Below are 16,536 nucleotides of genomic sequence, written 5' to 3' on the forward strand. Positions count from 1 at the left end.
CCACGGCCGAGCCCAGCGCTACGGCCGAGCCCAGTACCACCTCCGCCGTCGATCCTGCTGTCGACCCGACTGCCCAGCGGAGCGCCACCTCCGCCTCCTCGGCAGGGGGTTCCGGCGGGTCTGTCGGCACGTCGTCGTCCTCCGGATCGCGCACGACACGCACCGGAGGGCTGGCGAGGACCGGTGTCTCGGTCCTGCTGCCCGCCGTGGTGGCCTTGGCAACCGCCGTTGCAGGAGCCGTGCTCGTCTCGCGCCGCAGGCGCAGCTGAGGCACCGGCATAGGATCCGAACCGGTAAGCGACCGGACGACCTCATCAGCTACCGGTCGAGGTGTAGGTGCCGATCGAGTCGTCGGCGAAGGTGATCGTCGCGCTGCCCACGCTCGGCAGTGTTCCCTCATGGGTGCGCAGACCCTCGGAGTACTCCTGGCCGAGGATCGTGTTGCCCCGCAGGGTCACGTCGGTGACGCCCGACAGGCTCACGCCGTAGTAGCCGCCGGTGATCGTGTTGCCGACGACCGAGATGTTGCGGTGCTCGTACGTGGTCGGGCTGAGCGTCCCGTCAGTCGTGTACCGGTCCCAGGTCGGGCGCGTCGAGGAGCTGAACTGGTCGTCCGGGTGCTCGAAGACGGTCGCCAGCATGACCGAGACGACCTCGCCCTTGGTCTCGGCCGTGCCCGCGGGGCTGCTCGCCGTGTTGCCGGTGATGAGCACGTCCGTGACTGGACCGGTCGTGGCCGCCACCTCGATGGCGCGGAAGGTCGAGCCCGTCATGGTCACCCCGGAGATGGTCACCTGGGACGCCGAGATGATCGCGACGCCGCGGGTGTACGGGGAGTCGCTCAGGTCGAGGGTGAGGTTGGCGATCGCGGTGTCCGTCGACCCCGTCGCCACGGACAGGGCGCTGGCCGGGGCCGAGCGCGTCGTGCCGGGGATCGCCACATCGACCGTGGCGCCGTTGCCGTCGAGGAAGGGGACGGTGTCGGGCAGGACCAGGGGCAGGCACGCGGACAGGGCCAGGGACAAGGGGACGGCGGAGCTCGGCGCCCTCGGGCACATCGCTGGCAACCGGGTTCTTTGCCAGCGCTCGCACCGCATCGACGACCCGGTCGATGTGAGCCAACCGTGATCTTGCGGCGCGAGGATGTGGTGCATCTCATGTCTTAAGGTCGGGGTGGTGACGACGACCGACCTGCCCGTGTCCTGGCTCGCGGGTCGAGGAATGGCGCTCCGTGCCCGTCGTCCCGCCACTCCTGGCCCAGGATGCGGCTGGCGGCGCGGAGCGGGTGTCCGGGGGCCAAGTAGCTCGGGCCGAGTGGTCGCCCACGCCCGCGGCGGCTCATCATCTAGCATGGGTGGGCAATGAGGAGTCCCATTGAGGAGGCCACCGTGACCCCACTCCCGCCCCGTCGAGCCCTCGCCGTTGCCGCCGCCGTCGCCCTGGCCGCGGGCGCGCTCGTGGGCTGCTCGGCGCACCCGGGACAGGCCGCCGTCCTCAGCTACACCGACGCGGCCGGCGCTCGCCAAGACGTCTCCATCTCCGTCGAGACGGTCGAGGAGGCCACCTCCGAGCTCGCCCCCGCCATCGGGGTCAGTGGCACGGAAGTCCTGCAGGGGCTCATCGACCTCCCGCTCCTGGAATCGTTCGCGGCCGAGTATGGCGTCGTCGTCACCGACGCCACCGTCCTCGAGGCGCTCGAGGGGCAGCTCGGCCCCGGGGAGTACTCCCAGGCGAGCATCGACTACGTCCGGTCGGCCCTCATCACGCAGAACGCCAGCAGCCTCGACCAGGAGACCCTCGCCGAGCTCCAGGCGCGCTACGACGAGGCGATCTCCACCGTGGAGCTCGAGGTCGCCCCGAGATACCAGGGTGTCCAGCCATGGGTCCTGCAGACCGAGGCTCCTGTCGTCCAGGCCGGATGAGGCCGCGCGTCACGCCGGGCGTGAACACGGGAATCTGGAGGGACCAACGCCCTCGCTGCGACCTGGCCGTGACCGGTAGGCTGGCTCCTGCGTCCTGATCACATCGATCGATCACAGAAACAAGGAGCACGAAGTGGCCCTCATCGAGAACGTTCACGCCCGCGAGATCCTGGACTCTCGAGGAAACCCGACCCTTGAGGTCGAGATCCTCCTGGAGGACGGCGCTTCGGCCCGCGCCGCTGTTCCCTCCGGCGCCTCGACCGGCGCCTTCGAGGCCGTGGAGCTGCGCGATGGTGACGCCTCCCGCTACCTCGGCAAGGGTGTCGAGAAGGCCGTTGCCAACGTCAACGACATCATCGCCCCCGAGATCATCGGCTTCGAGGCCTCCGACCAGCGCGGCCTGGACAACCTCATGATCGAGCTCGACGGCACCCCGAACAAGGGCAAGCTGGGCGCCAACGCGATCCTCGGGGTCTCGCTGGCCGCCGCCGCCGCCTCCGCCGAGTCCGCCGGCCTGGACCTGTTCCAGTACGTCGGCGGCCCCAACGCCCACGTGCTGCCCGTTCCCATGATGAACATCATGAACGGCGGCTCCCACGCCGACTCCAACGTCGACATCCAGGAGTTCATGATCGCCCCGATCGGCGCCGCGACCTTCCGCGAGGCTCTGCGGATGGGCGCCGAGGTCTACCACGCGCTCAAGTCCGTGGTCAAGGCTCGCGGCCTGTCCACCGGCCTGGGCGACGAGGGCGGCTTCGCCCCCAACCTCGACTCCAACCGCGAGGCGCTCGAGCTCATCGTCGAGGCCATCGAGAAGGCCGGCTACACCCCCGGCAAGGACGTCGCCCTGGCGATGGACGTCGCCTCCTCGGAGTTCTTCGACGAGGCCACCAAGTCCTACCAGTTCGAGGGCGAGGCCCGCGACAACGCCTTCATGGTCGACTACTACGAGAAGCTCATCACCGACTTCCCGATCGTGTCCATCGAGGACCCGCTGTCGGAGGACGAGTGGGACGACTGGAAGGCCCTGACCGACCGCATCGGTGACCGGGTCCAGATCGTCGGCGACGACTTCTTCGTGACCAACCCCGAGCGCCTGGCCAAGGGCATCGAGCTCGGTGCGGCCAACGCCCTCCTGGTCAAGGTCAACCAGATCGGCTCGCTGACCGAGACCCTCGAGGCCGTCGAGCTCGCCCACCGCGCGGGCTACAAGTCGATGACCTCCCACCGCTCCGGTGAGACCGAGGACGTCACCATCGCCGACCTCGCCGTGGCCACCAACTCCGGCCAGATCAAGACCGGCGCCCCCGCCCGCGGCGAGCGCGTCAACAAGTACAACCAGCTCCTGCGCATCGAGGAGACGCTGGGCGACGCCGCCGTCTACGCCGGCGCCGGCGCCTTCCCGCGTTTCCGGGCCTGACCCCGACAAGCGCACCGGTGGGGTGCGGCGAGCCTCGGCTTGCCGCACCCCACCGGTGCGTCCGGCCCCCGCCCACGCGGCGCTGTCCGTCGCACCCGGGCGTGACGCAGGACGCGCGGGGATCCTCCTTCGTCCTCCACCCCCTCGTGAGGCAGGATCGACCCCATGACGCCGCGCCGCCCGCCACCCGCCCGCCCCGGGGCCCGACCCGGCGCCCGCCGTCCCTCGCGCCAGGCCGAGCGGGGCGAGCAGGCGGGGCGGGGGGAGCAGGCGCCGGAGGCCGCCGCCCCGGACCGGAGGCGGGAGGAGGTCCCCGCGCCCAACCACGCGGTCCTGCGCCTGGGGGGCGCGGACGGCATGGCGGTGCCCGGTCGCGCCCTGGCCCTGGCCATCGTCGTACTGCTCGCCTTCGTCGTCGTCTTCCCGTCCCTGCGCGGATACCTGTCCCAGCGCGCCCAGTACGACGCCGTCCTGGAGGAGATCGCGCAGGCCGAGGCGACCTCCACCGCCCTGGAGGCCGAGCTCGCCCGCTGGCAGGACGACGACTATGTCCGGACCCAGGCCCGTGATCGCCTGTCCTACGTTATGCCCGGGGAGACGACCTATGTCGTCGTCGGCGCCGACGAGGTCGAGCGTGCCGAGCAGGCCGCACAGGATGCGCAGGCCACCGAGGAGCGGCCCTGGTACGAGGTGCTGCGCGAGTCGGCCCGAGTCGCCGGCGGGGAGGAGGCCGAGCAGGTCGTCGTCGACCCCGCGCAGCAGGGGTGGACGACGACGACGCCGACCCCCACCCCGGGAGCCACCTCGGTCCCGACGGCCGGTAGCTCGACCGCGGCCACCGAGGCGACCCCCTGAGGCCGACCCATCAGGCCTGCCTCACGGGCCGCCGCCGGACCTCCCCGCCCGGTCGACCCTCCGACCGCCCCTCACGACTCCCCGAAGGAGAGCCCGATGACCGCCACCGACCCCACTGGCCAGGGCCCGGCCCAAGATCCGGTCCACGGCGCCGCCCACGACCCGGCCCCGGTCACCGCCCGGGTCCCTGACCAGAACCCCGGCCATGACCCGGCCCCGGCCCCGGTCGCGCAGGCCGACCTGGACGTCCTGCGCGACCAGCTCGGCCGCCTGCCCCGGGGTGTCGTGGGCATCGCGGCCCGCTGCGTGTGCGGACGCCCGACGGTGGTGCGCACGGCGCCCCGCCTGCCCGACGGCTCGCCCTTCCCGACCACCTACTACCTCACCCACCCCGCCGCGGTGAAGGGCTGCTCGACCCTCGAGGCCGAGCACCTCATGGACGAGCTCACTGCCCGCCTCGCCGCCGACCACGACCTGGCCGCGGCCTACCGCGCCGCCCATGAGGACTACCTCGCCCGACGCTCCGAGCTGGGTAGCCCCCCGGAGATCGAGGGGGTGTCCGCCGGCGGCATGCCGACGCGGGTCAAGTGCCTCCACGCCCTGGTCGGGCACGCCCTGGCCGCCGGCCCCGGCACCAACCCGGTCGGGGACCTGACCATCGGGATCCTCACCGAGCGCGGCCTGTGGGACCCTGAGCGGTGCAGCTGCTGAGCGCGGGCCCCGCGCACCCCCGAACACACTGGAGGACCCGACCATGACCCGCGTGGCCGCCATCGACTGCGGCACCAACACGATCCGACTGATCGTGGCCGACCTGGAAAGCGGCCCCGACGGCCGGACGCGCCTGGCGCAGGTCCACCGCGACAGCCGCATCGTCCGCCTGGGGCTGGGCGTGGACCGCACCGGCCTGCTCGACCCGCAGGCGCTGGCCCGCACCCTGGAGACCGTCCGGGAGTACGCCGCAGCGTGCGCGCGCCTCGGCGTCGACCTGGCCGCGGGACACGGCCGCTTCGTGGCCACCTCGGCGACCCGTGACGCCGGCAACCGTGGGGAGTTCGTCGACGGCGTGCGCGCCCTCCTGGGGCTGGAGCCCGAGGTCGTCAGCGGGCAGGAGGAGGCCCGGCTGTCCTTCGCCGGATCGCTGCTCGGCGCGCAGGACCGCGCGCCGGCCCCGGGGCCCGGCCTCGTCGTCGACCTCGGGGGAGGGTCCACCGAGCTGATCCTGGGAGACACGGCCCCGCTGTCGGCCGTCTCCCTGGACACCGGCAGCGTCCGGGTCAGCGAACGCCACCTGGTCGACGGCGTCACCCCCCAGGCCGAGGCCGCCGCCCGCGCCGAGGTGCGGGCACTGCTCGCCCAGGGGGCCGCCACGGTCGACCTGGGCCGGGCGAGCGCCCTCGTCGGGCTGGCGGGCACGATCACGACCGTGACCGCCCACGCCCTGGGGCTGGAGGACTTCGACCCCGAGGCGCTCGACGGCGCCGAGATCAGCACCGATCGGGCGCTGGCCTCCTGCGAGGCGATCGTCCACTCCACCCCCGCCCAGCGCGAGTCCTGGGGCTACCTGCTGCCCGGCCGGCGCGACGTCATCGCCGCCGGCGCCCTGGTGTGGAGCGAGGTCATCACGCAGGTCGTCCAGGCCACCGCGGCCGGGGAGCACCCGGTCACCACGACCGTGACCAGCCTGCACGACATCCTCGACGGCATCGCCCTGTCAGTGGGGGAGAGGATCTGAGATGAGCCGCATCCTGCGCGGCGACGGACCGGTGACGGTCGCCGTGGCCACCACCGGCACCACCGCCGCCGAGTGCCTCGAGCAGGGCCGTGTGGCCCGCGGGGCCGGGGCCGACCTCGTCGAGCTGCGTGCCGACCTGCTTGACGGCGCGCCGGATGCCGCCCGGACCGCCGAGCTCGCCGAGCACCTGAGCGCCGACTGTGCCCCGGTGCCCGTCCTGATCACGGTGCGCTCGGTCGCGGAGGGCGGCGGGGCCCGCCTCGAGGGCGAGGCCTGGGCCGAGCACCTGACCCGCGTCATCGATCATCTCGCCGACCGCGGCGCCGCGGCCTCCCAAGGCGCGGCGGACCTGAGAGGCGTCCCGGCCGCCGTCGACGTCGAGATCCAGCGCCCGGGGGCGGCCGGGCTCATCGACCGGGCCCACCGGGCCGGGCTCGAGGCCGTCGTCTCCTTCCACGACATGACCGCCACGCCGGCCGATGCGCAGCTGCACGAGGTCCTGGCCCGGATGGCGCGCCTCGGCGCCGACCTGGCCAAGATCGCCGTCATGCCCGCCGGACCCGCCGACGTCGCCCGCCTCCTGGCGGTGACCGCCTCCGCCCACGAGACCCTCGAGGTCCCGCTGGCCACGATGGCCATGGGGGAGGTGGGCATGGTCAGCCGGTTCGCCGCCGGCGTCTTCGGCTCCCGGCTCGTCTTCGCCACCGCGGGTGGGAGGCCCTCGGCTCCGGGCCAGCTCCCGATCGAGGACCTGCGTCGGGCCATGGCGCTGCTCGCCGTCCCGTAACCACCCCGGACGCGCACGGCGCGCCCCACCCGCCACGGGCGCCGGCTCATCGTTGAGCCGGCGCCCGTCGTCCTCCTGCGGCCGGTGACTCCGTGATGGCCTCGTGATAACGTGGAGAGCCCTGGCAACCCGCATGCGTCGAGCCTTGTCGATGCCCCGATATCAGAGAGTGCTCCCGTGTCAGTCACATCGCCCCGCGCCGGTCGCACCGGCACCCTTGCCGTGGCGCTCCTCGCGCTGCTCGCCCTGGTCGCAGGCCTTCTGCCCGTGGCCTCCACCGCCCGTGCGGACGTCAACACGGGGATCCGAGTCACCGAGGCCACGCTGGTCAAGTCGAGCCGCACCGGCGTCGACACCCCCGGCGCCACCCTGTCCACCCGCGACGTCGCCAAACTGACCTTCACCTGGGACGCCACCGGCGCGCAGCTCGCCGCCGGGGACTCCTTCGAGATCGACCTGGGCACCTACTTCAAGAACCTCGAGACCTCGATCACCACGCCGATGACCGTGGTCTATGACGGCCAGGACGTCGAGGTCGGCTCCTGCGCCCTGACCGACAAGACGGTCACCTGCACCTTCTCGGACAAGGTCGCCGAGCTTCAGGCGGCGGGGTTCACCTCCTTCAACGGCACCGGCCAGGCCCTCCTGCTCATCACGCAGGCCACGACCAGCGCGACGGCCGACATCACGGCCACCGGCGGGCTCACCGAGGTCCCGCTGCCCGGCGACGGCGGCGGCATCATCGAGCCGGTCGGCAGCTACACCCCGTGGACCTTCTGGAAGTACTCCTCGGTCATCAACTCCTCGTCGACCGGGATGACCTGGTACGTCGAGTTCGGCAGCGAGCACCTCAAGAGCCTTTTGGAGGGCGCCGGCCCCCAGCTGACCACCGATGGCCAGACCCGCCAGACCATCACCTTCACCGACACCCTGGGTGAGGGCATGGACTTCTCCACCGACATGAGCGAGTGGCACCTCATGATGCGCAATTCGGCGGCCGAGCCCGACGCCAAGGGGGCGATCGTCACCAACGCGGCGGGGGAGGACCCGGTCACCTCCTACGGCGACTTCGACATGTCCGTGTCCATCGACGGCAAGGTCGCCACGATCACCGTGACCGGCCCCTTCGCCGAGGCGACCAATTACCGGCTCTACTACCCGGTGACGATCAGCTCGGGCACCGCCGTGGCGGGCACGGAGTACACGAACAAGGCCACCCTCCAGGGCGCCGGCAAGAGCGCGTGGGGCACCCGCTCCTACGCGCAGTCCTTCCAGATCACCGTCGAGATGAAGCCCGGCTTCGGGGGCCTGGCGATCACCAAGGCGCTCGACGGCGACGGCGCGGCCACGGTCCCCGCGGACACCTCCTTCCCCGTCACCGTCGACTACGTCCTGCCCGCACCCGCCGGCGTCTACAGCGGCTGGACGGCGCCCGGGACCCTGGCGGCCGACGGCAAGAGCGGCACGGCCACGATGACGGTGACGCCGGGAGGCGCCACCACCTTCCAGGGGACCTTCCCCGCCGGCACCGTGGTCACCCTGAACGAGGACCTGTCCGGTGCGCCCGCGGGCTACACCTGGGCCTCCTCGATGACGATCAACGGGGAGGAGACCTCCACCTTCACCGTCGCCGACCAGGTCCGCACCCAGGTGTCGCTGACCAACACGGCGACGACGGTCACCACGGCCTCGCCCTCGGCCCCCGCCACGACCGCCCCGGCACCGACCGCCAGCGGATCGGCTCCGGCGGTCACTGCCCCGGCACCGACCACCACCGCGCAGACGCCGTCCATGCCCTCCCTGGCGCGCACCGGTATGACCGTGGGGCTTCCCCTGGTCATCGCGGTCGCCGCAGTGGCCGGAGGCGCGCTCCTGCTGCGCCGTCGCCGCTCCTGAGCCGGCGCCCCGCGCCCGGCGCACCCCCGTGACGCGGTCTGCGGGGGTGCGCAGGCTCACCGGCGGTCTCCTGGTCGGTCGGCGTGGGCGTTCTGTACAGTGGCGGCATTGCCCCGGCGAGGGATGCGCGATCCGCGCATCCGTCATCGACGTGGCGGTGCCCTCGGGCGCTGCGTCGTCGTCCCCGCCGGACCATCACACCAGCGGGGTCCTCCCCGCCCGAGACGAGGAGATCCTCATGGCGAACAACGCAGTCACCCTCAAGGCCGTCGAGCGCACCGTCTTCGGCAAGGGCTCTGCCCGCCGCGCCCGCCGTGCGGGCCAGGTCCCCGTGGTCGTCTACGGCCACGGCTCCGACCCCCGCCACCTCCTGCTGGACGAGCACAGCACCCGCCTGACGCTGCGCGGCAACGACAACGCGCTCGTCGAGCTCGACGTCGACGGCGAGCGCCTACTGGCCATCGCCAAGGACGTCCAGCGCCACCCGATCCGCACCGGTATCCAGCACGTCGACTTCCTCCTGGTCAACCGCAACGAGCGGGTCGAGGTCGAGGTGCCCGTCGTGGTCGTCGGCGACGCCGAGCCCGGCACCCTCCACATGATCGAGCTCGCCCACGTCATCGTCTCCGCCCCCGCGGTGTCCATCCCCGAGACCATCGAGGTCGACGTGACTGGCGTCGCCGGCGGCACCGCCATCCGCATGGCCGACATCGCGCTGCCCTCGGGCGTCACCGCTGTCACCGACGCCGAGGCGGACGTCGTCAACGTCGCCGAGGGCAAGGCCGTCGCCTCCGAGGTCGCGGCTGACGAGCCCGCCGAGGCCGGCGCCGAGTGAGCATGCCCCGCGATGCCCGGGGGCGGCGATGAGCAGCCCCTGGCTCGTCGTCGGGTTGGGCAACCCAGGGCCCCGGTACGCCCGTCACCGCCACAACGTCGGACGCATGGTCATCGACGTGCTGGCCGGGCGCGCCGGGGCCCGCCTGACGAGGCACAAGGCCCGTGCCCAGGTGGCCGACCTCCGCCTCGGGGTCCTGCCCGGTGGGGCGCCGGGGCCGCGTGCGCTCCTGGCGGAGCCGGAGGTCCTCATGAACCTGTCCGGCGGACCGGTGGCGGCCCTCGCCCAGTTCTACGGGGTCGACCCGCATGAGCGCCTGCTCGTCGTCCACGACGAGCTCGACCTGCCCGCGCACGAGCTGCGCCTCAAGCGGGGCGGCGGCGAGGGCGGCCACAACGGGCTGCGCTCGATCTCGGCGGCCCTGAGGACCAAGGGGTACGCGCGTCTGCGGGTGGGCGTGGGCAGGCCCCCGGGCCGCCAGGACCCCGCCGACTTCGTGCTCTCCGAGGTCCCGGCCCGTGAGCGCGAGGCGCTGGCGGTCACCGTCGAACGCGCCGCCGACGTCGTCGAAGCAGTGGTCGCCCAGGGCTTCCAGCCGGCCCAGCAGCGCCTACACGCCCCGGCCTGACAGTCGGGGCAGGGCTCGGAGGGACTCACGCATTCCCGGCCGTGCCATATCTACCGATCTCGAGGTGTCATATGTCCCGATCTCGGGGTTAGGACATGAGGCCGGTCTCGTAGGCGACGACAACGGCCTGGACGCGGTCGCGCACGTCGAGCTTGGCCAGGACGTTGCCCACATGGGTCTTGACGGTCGTGGCCGACACGACGAGGTGCGAGGCGATCTCGGAGTTGCTCAGGCCTTGGGCCATGAGCACGAGGATCTCGTGCTCGCGCGGGGTCAGTGCGGCGATCCTGGGGTCCTGGGCCACCTGGGACCCGCCGTCGTCGGGAAGGTGCGAGGCGAACATCTCAAGCATGCGACGCGTGATCCGGGGAGAGACGACGGCCTCGCCCTCGGCCACCGTCCGGATCGCCTCGGCCAGCTCGGCCGGCCGGGTGTCCTTGAGCAGGAAGCCGCTGGCCCCGGCGCGCAGCCCTGCGAAGGCGTACTCGTCGAGGTCGAAGGTGGTCAGGATGAGGATCTTCGTGCCCGGGCACTGGGAGGTGATGGCGGCTGTCGCGTCGATGCCGTTCATTCCCGGCATGCGCACGTCCATGAGGATGACGTCGGGGCGCAGGGCGCGCGCCTGGGCGAGGGCGGTGGCGCCGTCCGAGGCCTCTCCGATGACCTCGATGCCCGCCTCGGCGTCGAGCACCATGCGAAAGCCCATGCGCATGAGCGCCTGGTCGTCTGCCAGGACCACGGTGACCGGTCCTCGGTCCTCCGGCCCCGGGTCGTTGTCGCTCGGCTGCGTCACAGCGGCATCTGCCACGGCGATGTTCCTTCCTCGTCCTCGTCCCAGTGCAGCACCGCGCGGACACGCCAACCGGTCGTCGTCGGACCGGCCTGCACAGAACCACCATAGACGGCGGCGCGCTCCCGCATGCCGACAAGCCCCTTGCCGGACCCGTGCATCGGTGTCGACCCGGGCGCGGCGTCATTGTCGACGGTGAGCACAGCGGTGCCCCGGTGCCGGTCGAGGTCCACCGAGACCGCCCGCGTCGTCGGCGCGTAGCGCAAGACATTGGTCAGCGCCTCCTGGGCGATGCGGAACACCGTCAGCTGGAGGGCCTTGTCATCAGGCAGGGGGGCTCCCCGCCGCTGGTAGGACACCGGGACACCGGCGGTCTGGAAGCGCTCCACGAGCACCTCGAGCTCGGCCTGCTCGGGGGTCGGCGCCAGGGGGAGGTCCCCCGTGCTCGTGTCGGCCCGCGCGTCAGTGGCCTGGCGTCGCAGATCGGCGATCTCCACACTGGGCTGGCGGGGGGCGACCGTTCCCGGCGGGGCGAACTCGGGCACCGGCAGATCACGGACCACCGGCTGGGGCCCCCTTCCGGGTGCCGACGGCGGTGCTGCTGTCCGCGCTGCCGCCGGGGACGCCTCTGAGCCCGCTGGTCCCACCGGTTGCCCCGGGGCCGAGGTGGCCGCCGGGTCGTCGCGCAGGACCCCGACGAGCCGACGGGTGTCGGCCAGCGCCGAGCGCCCCGACTCGGCCAGGGTCGCCAGGGCCTCCTTGGCCATCTCCGGGTTGCGGTCGATGGTGGCGGCGGCGCCCTCGGCCATCGTGATCATGACGGCCAGGGAGTGCGCGACGACGTCATGCATCTCCCGGGCGATCCGGCTGCGCTCGTTGGCGGCGGCCAGAAGAGTCGCCTGCTCGCGTGCCAGCGCGAGGCGCTCGGAGCGGGTCTCGAACTCGGCGAGCTGCTCGGACTGGACACGGATCATGAGGCCGACCAGGACGCCAAGGACGTAGACGAGCGCGTACAGCGACACGCCGAGGGCCAGCTCGTCGAGGTCCATGCCGCCCTCGGTGTGCAGGATGTCCTGGAAGATGGCCAGCACGATGGAGGCCAGGTAGAAGGCCATGGTCGCGCCCATCCGCATCCTGCCCGCGATGGCCGCCAGACACAGCGGGACGCCGGCGACGAGGAACAGGTGGGGCATGGTGAGCACGACCCGGTCGACCGGGCTCATGTACGCATGGACGCCGAAGGTCCACACCGTTGTCAGGACGCTGGAGCCCGCCCAGGCCACCACCGGCCAGCGCCGCCGCAGCGCCAGGGTGACAGCGCACAGGCCGGTGACCGCCCATCCGGCAGCAGTCCAGGGGCCGGTGCCGGGCCCGGTCTCGAGCCGGGAGTGTCCCAGCACGGTGAGCGCCAGGAGGACCGCGGCGACCAGGACGTCGACGAGCAGCTGGTGGCGCCGCTGCCACATGACGATGCGCATGGCGGGCGCGGGCATGTTCAAGGCCAGTGGCACGTGCTGCTCCATGGGGTCATTGTCGTCGGTCTGGCGGGGTCCGCGCTGCGCGCGAGAGCCGTCGGCGCGTCCGGGTTCCCCCGCGCACCGAACCGGCCCGTCGGGGACGCTCGCCAGAAGGCGCCCCGACGGGCCGGTTCGGTGGTCTCAGGCGTCGCGCCGGGAGAAGACGATCCACCCCAGGATGAGCGGGACGATCGCCCAGGCGCTGAAGACCGCGATGGCCTGCCAGTGCTCCAGGAAGTACATGCTGCCCTCCTGGGACCACTCGTAGTAGAGCGCGAAGGGGTCGGTCACCGCCGCCGAGGCCACCTGCGGAAGCAGGCCCTGGACGTTGTTGGCCCAGTCCCACTTCATGGCGATGAGTGACAGGGGGATGTTGATGACGAACAGCAGGACGACGGTGAGAGTGATGACGCCGGCGGTTGAACGCATGATGTAGCCCAGCCCCATGGCCATCAGCGCGATGCCCGCGTAGCACAGACCGGTGCCCCAGATGTAGCCGGCATACTCCGGGTCCGCCAGGGAGCCGGCGTTCCCGTTCATGAAGGGCAGGGACAGGGCCCAGGCGGCCAGGACGGAGCCGGCACCCAGGACGAAGGCCAGTACGGCACCGACGATCGCCTTGGCCAGCAGGAGGCGTCCGCGCTGCGGGACGGCCGCCAGGGAGGAGCGAATCTGCCCGGAGCTGTACTCGCCGGTGACGATCAGGGCGCCGAGAACGGCGACGACGATCATGCCGATGGCCGTGCCTGAGGTGATCGCGTGCTTGGCCTCCGCCTCCCACCCCGTGGTCTGGGCGCTTGCTGCGGCCACACCTGCACCGAAGAGCACCGTGATGGCCACGGCGATGCTCGAGGTGATCCAGGTCGAGCGCAGGCTGCGGACCTTGATCCACTCGGCGCGGATCGCCCGGATGAAGGTCTGCTTGCCCTCGATGCGGGACCCGGTTGTGCGACTGCGGGTGGGGTGTGAGGCGGTGGTGTCCTTGGCCGCTCCCTTGGCGGGTGCGGCGGATGCGAGGTCGGACGGGGTGCGGGAGGTCATGGCGAGAGTGCTCATGGCTGCTTCTTCTCTCTGTGAGTCTGGGGCGGTCGGGCCGTGCGGGGTCAGGCGGCGCGGTGGCTGGTGGCCGGGGCGCCGGTGGAGTACTCGACCTCCCCGCCGGTCAGCTCGAGGTAGGCGTCTTCGAGGGAGGCGCGCTGGGTGGTCAGCTCGTGCAGGACGATCCCGCCCTGCGCGGCGAGCTCCCCGATGCTGGCGGCGGTGGTCGCCGTCGTGGTGAGGACCCCGTTCTCGGGGGAGTCGATCTCGATCCCCTGGGCGGCCAGCAGCGCGGCGAGCTCTCCGGCCTGTGGGGAAGCGACCCGCACGACGTCGGTGGTCGCCGAGGCGATGACCTCCTGGACGGGGCCGGAGGTCAGGATGCGACCGCGGCCGATGACGAGGAGATGGTCGGCGGTCTGGGCCATCTCGCTCATGAGGTGGGAGGAGATGAAGACGGTGCGCCCCTCGTCGGCCAGGCTGCGGCAGGTCTCGCGCACCCACTTGACGCCCTCGGGGTCCAGCCCGTTGACCGGCTCGTCGAAAATGAGGACGCCGGGGTCTCCCAGCATGGCGGCCGCCATACCCAGGCGCTGGCCCATCCCCAGGGAGAAGCCCTTGACGCGCTTCTTGGCCACGCTGGTCAGACCGGTCAGCTCGAGAACCTCGTCAACGCGACGGGTCGGGATGCCGTTGGAGACGGCCAGCTGGGTCAGGTGCGCCCGGGCCGAGCGCGAGCCGTGGAGGCCCTTGGCGTCCAGGAGGGCTCCGACCTCGCACAGGGGGGCCGCCAGGTCCTTGTAGCGGCGGCCGTTGACCGTCACCTTGCCCGAGGTCGGCTTGTCCAGCCCCATGATGAGTCGCATGGTCGTGGACTTGCCGGCGCCGTTGGGTCCGAGGAAGCCCGTGACGGTGCCGGGTTCGATCGTGAAGGAGATGTGGTCGACGGCGGTCTTGGACCCGTAGCGCTTGGTCAGGTCAGTGGCTTCAATCATGCGGATCTGCCCTTCCGGGAGTGGTCCTCGGGCTGCTTCGGCTGGAGGGATACCAGCGCCCTTGGCGTCGGAACCAGGCTAGGAGCGCCCCCCTGACCGGAGAATCGCCCCCCGCGACGAAAACCTCGACCACCTGCCTGGGTTCTCAGGGGGAGGCCTCTCCTCCCCGGGGAGGAGAGGCCCAGTGCGGTCCCCGGGACGGCGGGAGCGGCCATGGAAAGACCTGCCCGTCGCGGGTCGACGGGCAGGCGTGCATGGCTGTGGGAATCTGGTGCAGGATGGGGGTGTTATCACCAACGGCGCCCGTCGGTGCCCCCAGTCGGTGCCCCAGTCGGTGTCACTGTGCACGCCCTCCCCATCGAGAGGACAACCTACTGATGAGCAACCCCTTCTTCTCGCGCTCCGCCGCGTTCAACGGCCGCGGGCCCGCGGCCGAGCAGACCACGCCCGCGGGCTACCCGGCCATGCCCGGCTACCAGCCCGGCCAGTACGGCCGGCCGGGCCAGACGGGCGGTCCGGTGGCGCCGGCCACCGCGCAGGCCGGCTACGGCAGGACCGCGGTCAATGAGTACGGCCAGCCCATCCCCACCCCCGCCGACGCGCAGGCGGCGATGAACCAGTACGCCCAGACCGGCTACGGCACTGTCAGCCCCCAGCAGCTGGCGGGGCTGGAGAGCCAGTACGCGGCGCCGGCCGCCACCAACGTCGACCGCGGCCGCATGACCTACGACGACGTCATCGTGCGGACCGCCATGATGTTCGCCGTCATCGTCGGTGTGGGCGCGGTGTCCTGGATCCTGGCCACCACCCCGGCGACGGCGGGCCTGGGCTACCTGCTCATGTTCGTCGGTGCCCTCGGTGCGCTCGGCCTGGGCCTGGTCAACTCCTTCAAGCGCGAGCCCTCCCCGGCCCTCATCGTGCTCTACTCGGTCTTCGAGGGCGCGATGCTCGGCGCCTTCTCCGGGGTCATGAACGCCTGGTACCCCGGCATCGTCGTCCAGGCGGTGACGGGCACCCTCGCGGTCTTCCTCTTCATGCTCGTGGCCTACCGGGTCGGCTTCCGCCTGAGTGGCCGGGCCAAGCGGATCCTCCTGTTCGCCATTGGCGGCTACGCCCTGTTCAGCCTCGTCAACTTCGGGCTCATGGCGCTCGACATCAACAACAGCCCGTGGGGCATGCGCACCTCGGTGGAGATCATGGGCATTCCGCTGGGCCTCATCCTCGGCCCCCTCGCCATCTTCATGGCGGCCCTGTGCCTGGCCATGGACTTCGAGTCCATCGAGAACGGCGTGCGCCACGGCCTGCCCAAGAAGTACGCGTGGGCCGGCGCCTTCGGCCTGGTCGTCACCCTCGTGTGGCTCTACCTGGAGATCCTCCGGCTCCTGGCGATCTTCAGGGAGTGAGTGCTCCCTCACCGCTGACGGGGATGGCTCTGCGCCGAGGCGTAGGGCCATCCCCGTCCGTGTGGCCAGAGGCGGCGAGCACGGGTGGCAGGCACGGGCGGCAGTGCAGGTGGCGGCCGGAAGGGGGCCGCCGGCGCCGGGGCGAGGGTGCCGACGCTCACTATGACGCCCCTGGGCCGGGGCGCGCAGGGTGTCCCGCGGTCGCCGCGGCGTCCCGTAACCTGGCGGCATGATCAACACGAACATGCCAGAGGTCTCGGGCGCCAAGGGCGCCAAGCCGGTTCTGACCTTCCCCGGTCCGCAGGCCCCCGAAGGGCTGCAGGTCCAGGTCCTCGACCAGGGCGCCGGTCAGGTCGTGGAGGCCGGCGACCACATCGTCTGCCACTACCTCGGACAGACCTGGGGAGGCGAGGTCTTCGACAACTCCTACGACCGCGGCCAGCCGCTGGACTTCCAGGTCGGTACCGGCATGGTCATCCGCGGCTGGGACGACGGACTCGTCGGCCAGCGCGTGGGCTCCCGCGTCCTGCTGTCGATCCCCGCCGAGCTCGGCTATGGCGACCGCGGCGTGCCGCAGGCGGGCATCAGGGGAGGGGACACCCTCGTCTTCGTCACCGAGGTCCTCGGCGTCATCTGACCCGCCTTGACCTGAGCCGTCCTGACCCGCCCTGCGCGTTCGTACGGCCGGTGCCCGGCGCGCACCGTGAGGGTGCGT

At 71.9% G+C, this 16,536-nt stretch carries 17 protein-coding genes; 11 read left to right on the plus strand and 6 right to left on the minus strand.

Translation table 11 applies throughout. From position 1 onward, the window contains the following. Positions 1-274: hypothetical protein (locus Q4C85_RS05490; protein WP_303140446.1), on the minus strand; the 274-nt coding region annotated here is incomplete at its 3' end. Between the two features lie 40 nt (positions 275-314). Beyond that, entirely contained in the window at positions 315-1,025 is a 711-nt protein-coding gene (locus Q4C85_RS05495) for a hypothetical protein (protein ID WP_303140448.1), read from the minus strand. A 363-nt stretch (positions 1,026-1,388) separates the two neighbouring features. On the opposite strand from Q4C85_RS05495, the gene Q4C85_RS05500 reads away from it, so the two are divergent. The 9 genes from Q4C85_RS05500 (at position 1,389) to pth (ending at position 10,078) form a co-directional block, all read left to right on the plus strand. Then, positions 1,389-1,922 carry a hypothetical protein gene (locus Q4C85_RS05500; RefSeq protein ID WP_303140450.1) on the plus strand — a complete coding sequence of 178 codons (534 nt, stop codon included), beginning with the start codon at positions 1,389-1,391 and terminating at the stop codon, positions 1,920-1,922. A 133-nt stretch (positions 1,923-2,055) separates the two neighbouring features. Beyond that, positions 2,056-3,342 carry a phosphopyruvate hydratase gene (eno, locus tag Q4C85_RS05505; protein WP_303140451.1) on the plus strand — a complete coding sequence of 429 codons (1,287 nt, stop codon included), beginning with the start codon at positions 2,056-2,058 and terminating at the stop codon, positions 3,340-3,342. A 165-nt stretch (positions 3,343-3,507) separates the two neighbouring features. Beyond that, entirely contained in the window at positions 3,508-4,197 is a 690-nt protein-coding gene (locus Q4C85_RS05510; protein ID WP_303140452.1) for a septum formation initiator family protein, read from the plus strand. Positions 4,198-4,293: 96 nt separating this feature from the next. After that, entirely contained in the window at positions 4,294-4,908 is a 615-nt protein-coding gene (locus tag Q4C85_RS05515; RefSeq protein ID WP_303140453.1) for a DUF501 domain-containing protein, read from the plus strand. A gap of 43 nt (positions 4,909-4,951) precedes the next feature. Next, on the plus strand, positions 4,952-5,932 hold the full coding sequence (locus Q4C85_RS05520; RefSeq protein ID WP_303140454.1) for an exopolyphosphatase: 981 nt from the start codon (positions 4,952-4,954) through the stop codon (positions 5,930-5,932). 1 nt (position 5,933) lies between these two features. Then, a complete protein-coding gene (gene aroD / locus Q4C85_RS05525) occupies positions 5,934-6,719 on the plus strand; it encodes a type I 3-dehydroquinate dehydratase (protein ID WP_303140456.1) in 786 nt (261 codons plus the stop codon). A 177-nt stretch (positions 6,720-6,896) separates the two neighbouring features. Next, entirely contained in the window at positions 6,897-8,615 is a 1,719-nt protein-coding gene (locus Q4C85_RS05530) for a DUF5979 domain-containing protein (protein ID WP_303140457.1), read from the plus strand. A gap of 238 nt (positions 8,616-8,853) precedes the next feature. Next, the gene (locus Q4C85_RS05535; protein ID WP_303140459.1) at positions 8,854-9,450 is read left to right on the plus strand and encodes a 50S ribosomal protein L25/general stress protein Ctc; all 597 of its coding nucleotides are present in this window, start codon (positions 8,854-8,856) and stop codon (positions 9,448-9,450) included. A 28-nt stretch (positions 9,451-9,478) separates the two neighbouring features. Continuing rightward, positions 9,479-10,078, plus strand: a complete 600-nt coding sequence (gene pth, locus Q4C85_RS05540; protein ID WP_303140460.1) for an aminoacyl-tRNA hydrolase — start codon at positions 9,479-9,481, stop codon at positions 10,076-10,078. Between the two features lie 88 nt (positions 10,079-10,166). On the opposite strand, the gene Q4C85_RS05545 is transcribed toward pth, so the two are convergent. The 4 genes from Q4C85_RS05545 to Q4C85_RS05560 all read right to left on the minus strand — a co-directional run bounded on the left by Q4C85_RS05545 (position 10,167) and on the right by Q4C85_RS05560 (position 14,418). Further along, positions 10,167-10,871, minus strand: a complete 705-nt coding sequence (locus Q4C85_RS05545; protein WP_303140542.1) for a response regulator transcription factor — start codon at positions 10,869-10,871, stop codon at positions 10,167-10,169. Next, on the minus strand, positions 10,868-12,391 hold the full coding sequence (locus Q4C85_RS05550) for a sensor histidine kinase (RefSeq protein ID WP_303140461.1): 1,524 nt from the start codon (positions 12,389-12,391) through the stop codon (positions 10,868-10,870). Before Q4C85_RS05550 ends, Q4C85_RS05545 begins: the two co-directional genes overlap by 4 nt. Before the next feature lie 135 nt (positions 12,392-12,526). Further along, a complete protein-coding gene (locus Q4C85_RS05555) occupies positions 12,527-13,441 on the minus strand; it encodes an ABC transporter permease subunit (RefSeq protein WP_303140462.1) in 915 nt (304 codons plus the stop codon). Between the two features lie 47 nt (positions 13,442-13,488). Beyond that, complete coding sequence (locus Q4C85_RS05560; protein WP_303140463.1) at positions 13,489-14,418, minus strand: ABC transporter ATP-binding protein; 930 nt, start codon at positions 14,416-14,418, stop codon at positions 13,489-13,491. A 377-nt stretch (positions 14,419-14,795) separates the two neighbouring features. Here Q4C85_RS05560 and Q4C85_RS05565 point away from each other — a divergent pair, with 377 nt between their 5' ends. Both Q4C85_RS05565 and Q4C85_RS05570 read left to right on the plus strand, forming a co-directional pair. Next, positions 14,796-15,821 (plus strand): Bax inhibitor-1/YccA family protein, encoded by a 1,026-nt coding sequence (locus Q4C85_RS05565; protein ID WP_303140464.1) that lies wholly within the window; start codon positions 14,796-14,798, stop codon positions 15,819-15,821. A gap of 229 nt (positions 15,822-16,050) precedes the next feature. Then, on the plus strand, positions 16,051-16,458 hold the full coding sequence (locus Q4C85_RS05570; protein ID WP_303140466.1) for an FKBP-type peptidyl-prolyl cis-trans isomerase: 408 nt from the start codon (positions 16,051-16,053) through the stop codon (positions 16,456-16,458). The last annotated feature ends 78 nt before the right edge of the window (positions 16,459-16,536 follow it).

This window comes from Actinomyces sp. (genome assembly GCF_030524025.1).
Lineage (GTDB): Bacteria > Actinomycetota > Actinomycetes > Actinomycetales > Actinomycetaceae > Actinomyces.

Bases quoted from the DNA above. Each gene is read 5' to 3' on its own strand.
- Q4C85_RS05520 (WP_303140454.1), top strand. From the start codon at position 4,952: ATGACCCGCGTGGCCGCCATCGACTGCGGCACCAACACGATCCGACTG.
- Q4C85_RS05535 (WP_303140459.1), top strand. From the start codon at position 8,854: ATGGCGAACAACGCAGTCACCCTCAAGGCCGTCGAGCGCACCGTCTTC.
- Q4C85_RS05515 (WP_303140453.1), top strand. From the start codon at position 4,294: ATGACCGCCACCGACCCCACTGGCCAGGGCCCGGCCCAAGATCCGGTC.
- Q4C85_RS05550 (WP_303140461.1), bottom strand. From the start codon at position 12,391: ATGGAGCAGCACGTGCCACTGGCCTTGAACATGCCCGCGCCCGCCATG.
- aroD (WP_303140456.1), top strand. From the start codon at position 5,934: ATGAGCCGCATCCTGCGCGGCGACGGACCGGTGACGGTCGCCGTGGCC.
- Q4C85_RS05555 (WP_303140462.1), bottom strand. From the start codon at position 13,441: ATGAGCACTCTCGCCATGACCTCCCGCACCCCGTCCGACCTCGCATCC.
- pth (WP_303140460.1), top strand. From the start codon at position 9,479: ATGAGCAGCCCCTGGCTCGTCGTCGGGTTGGGCAACCCAGGGCCCCGG.
- Q4C85_RS05565 (WP_303140464.1), top strand. From the start codon at position 14,796: ATGAGCAACCCCTTCTTCTCGCGCTCCGCCGCGTTCAACGGCCGCGGG.
- Q4C85_RS05570 (WP_303140466.1), top strand. From the start codon at position 16,051: ATGATCAACACGAACATGCCAGAGGTCTCGGGCGCCAAGGGCGCCAAG.
- Q4C85_RS05560 (WP_303140463.1), bottom strand. From the start codon at position 14,418: ATGATTGAAGCCACTGACCTGACCAAGCGCTACGGGTCCAAGACCGCC.
- Q4C85_RS05510 (WP_303140452.1), top strand. From the start codon at position 3,508: ATGACGCCGCGCCGCCCGCCACCCGCCCGCCCCGGGGCCCGACCCGGC.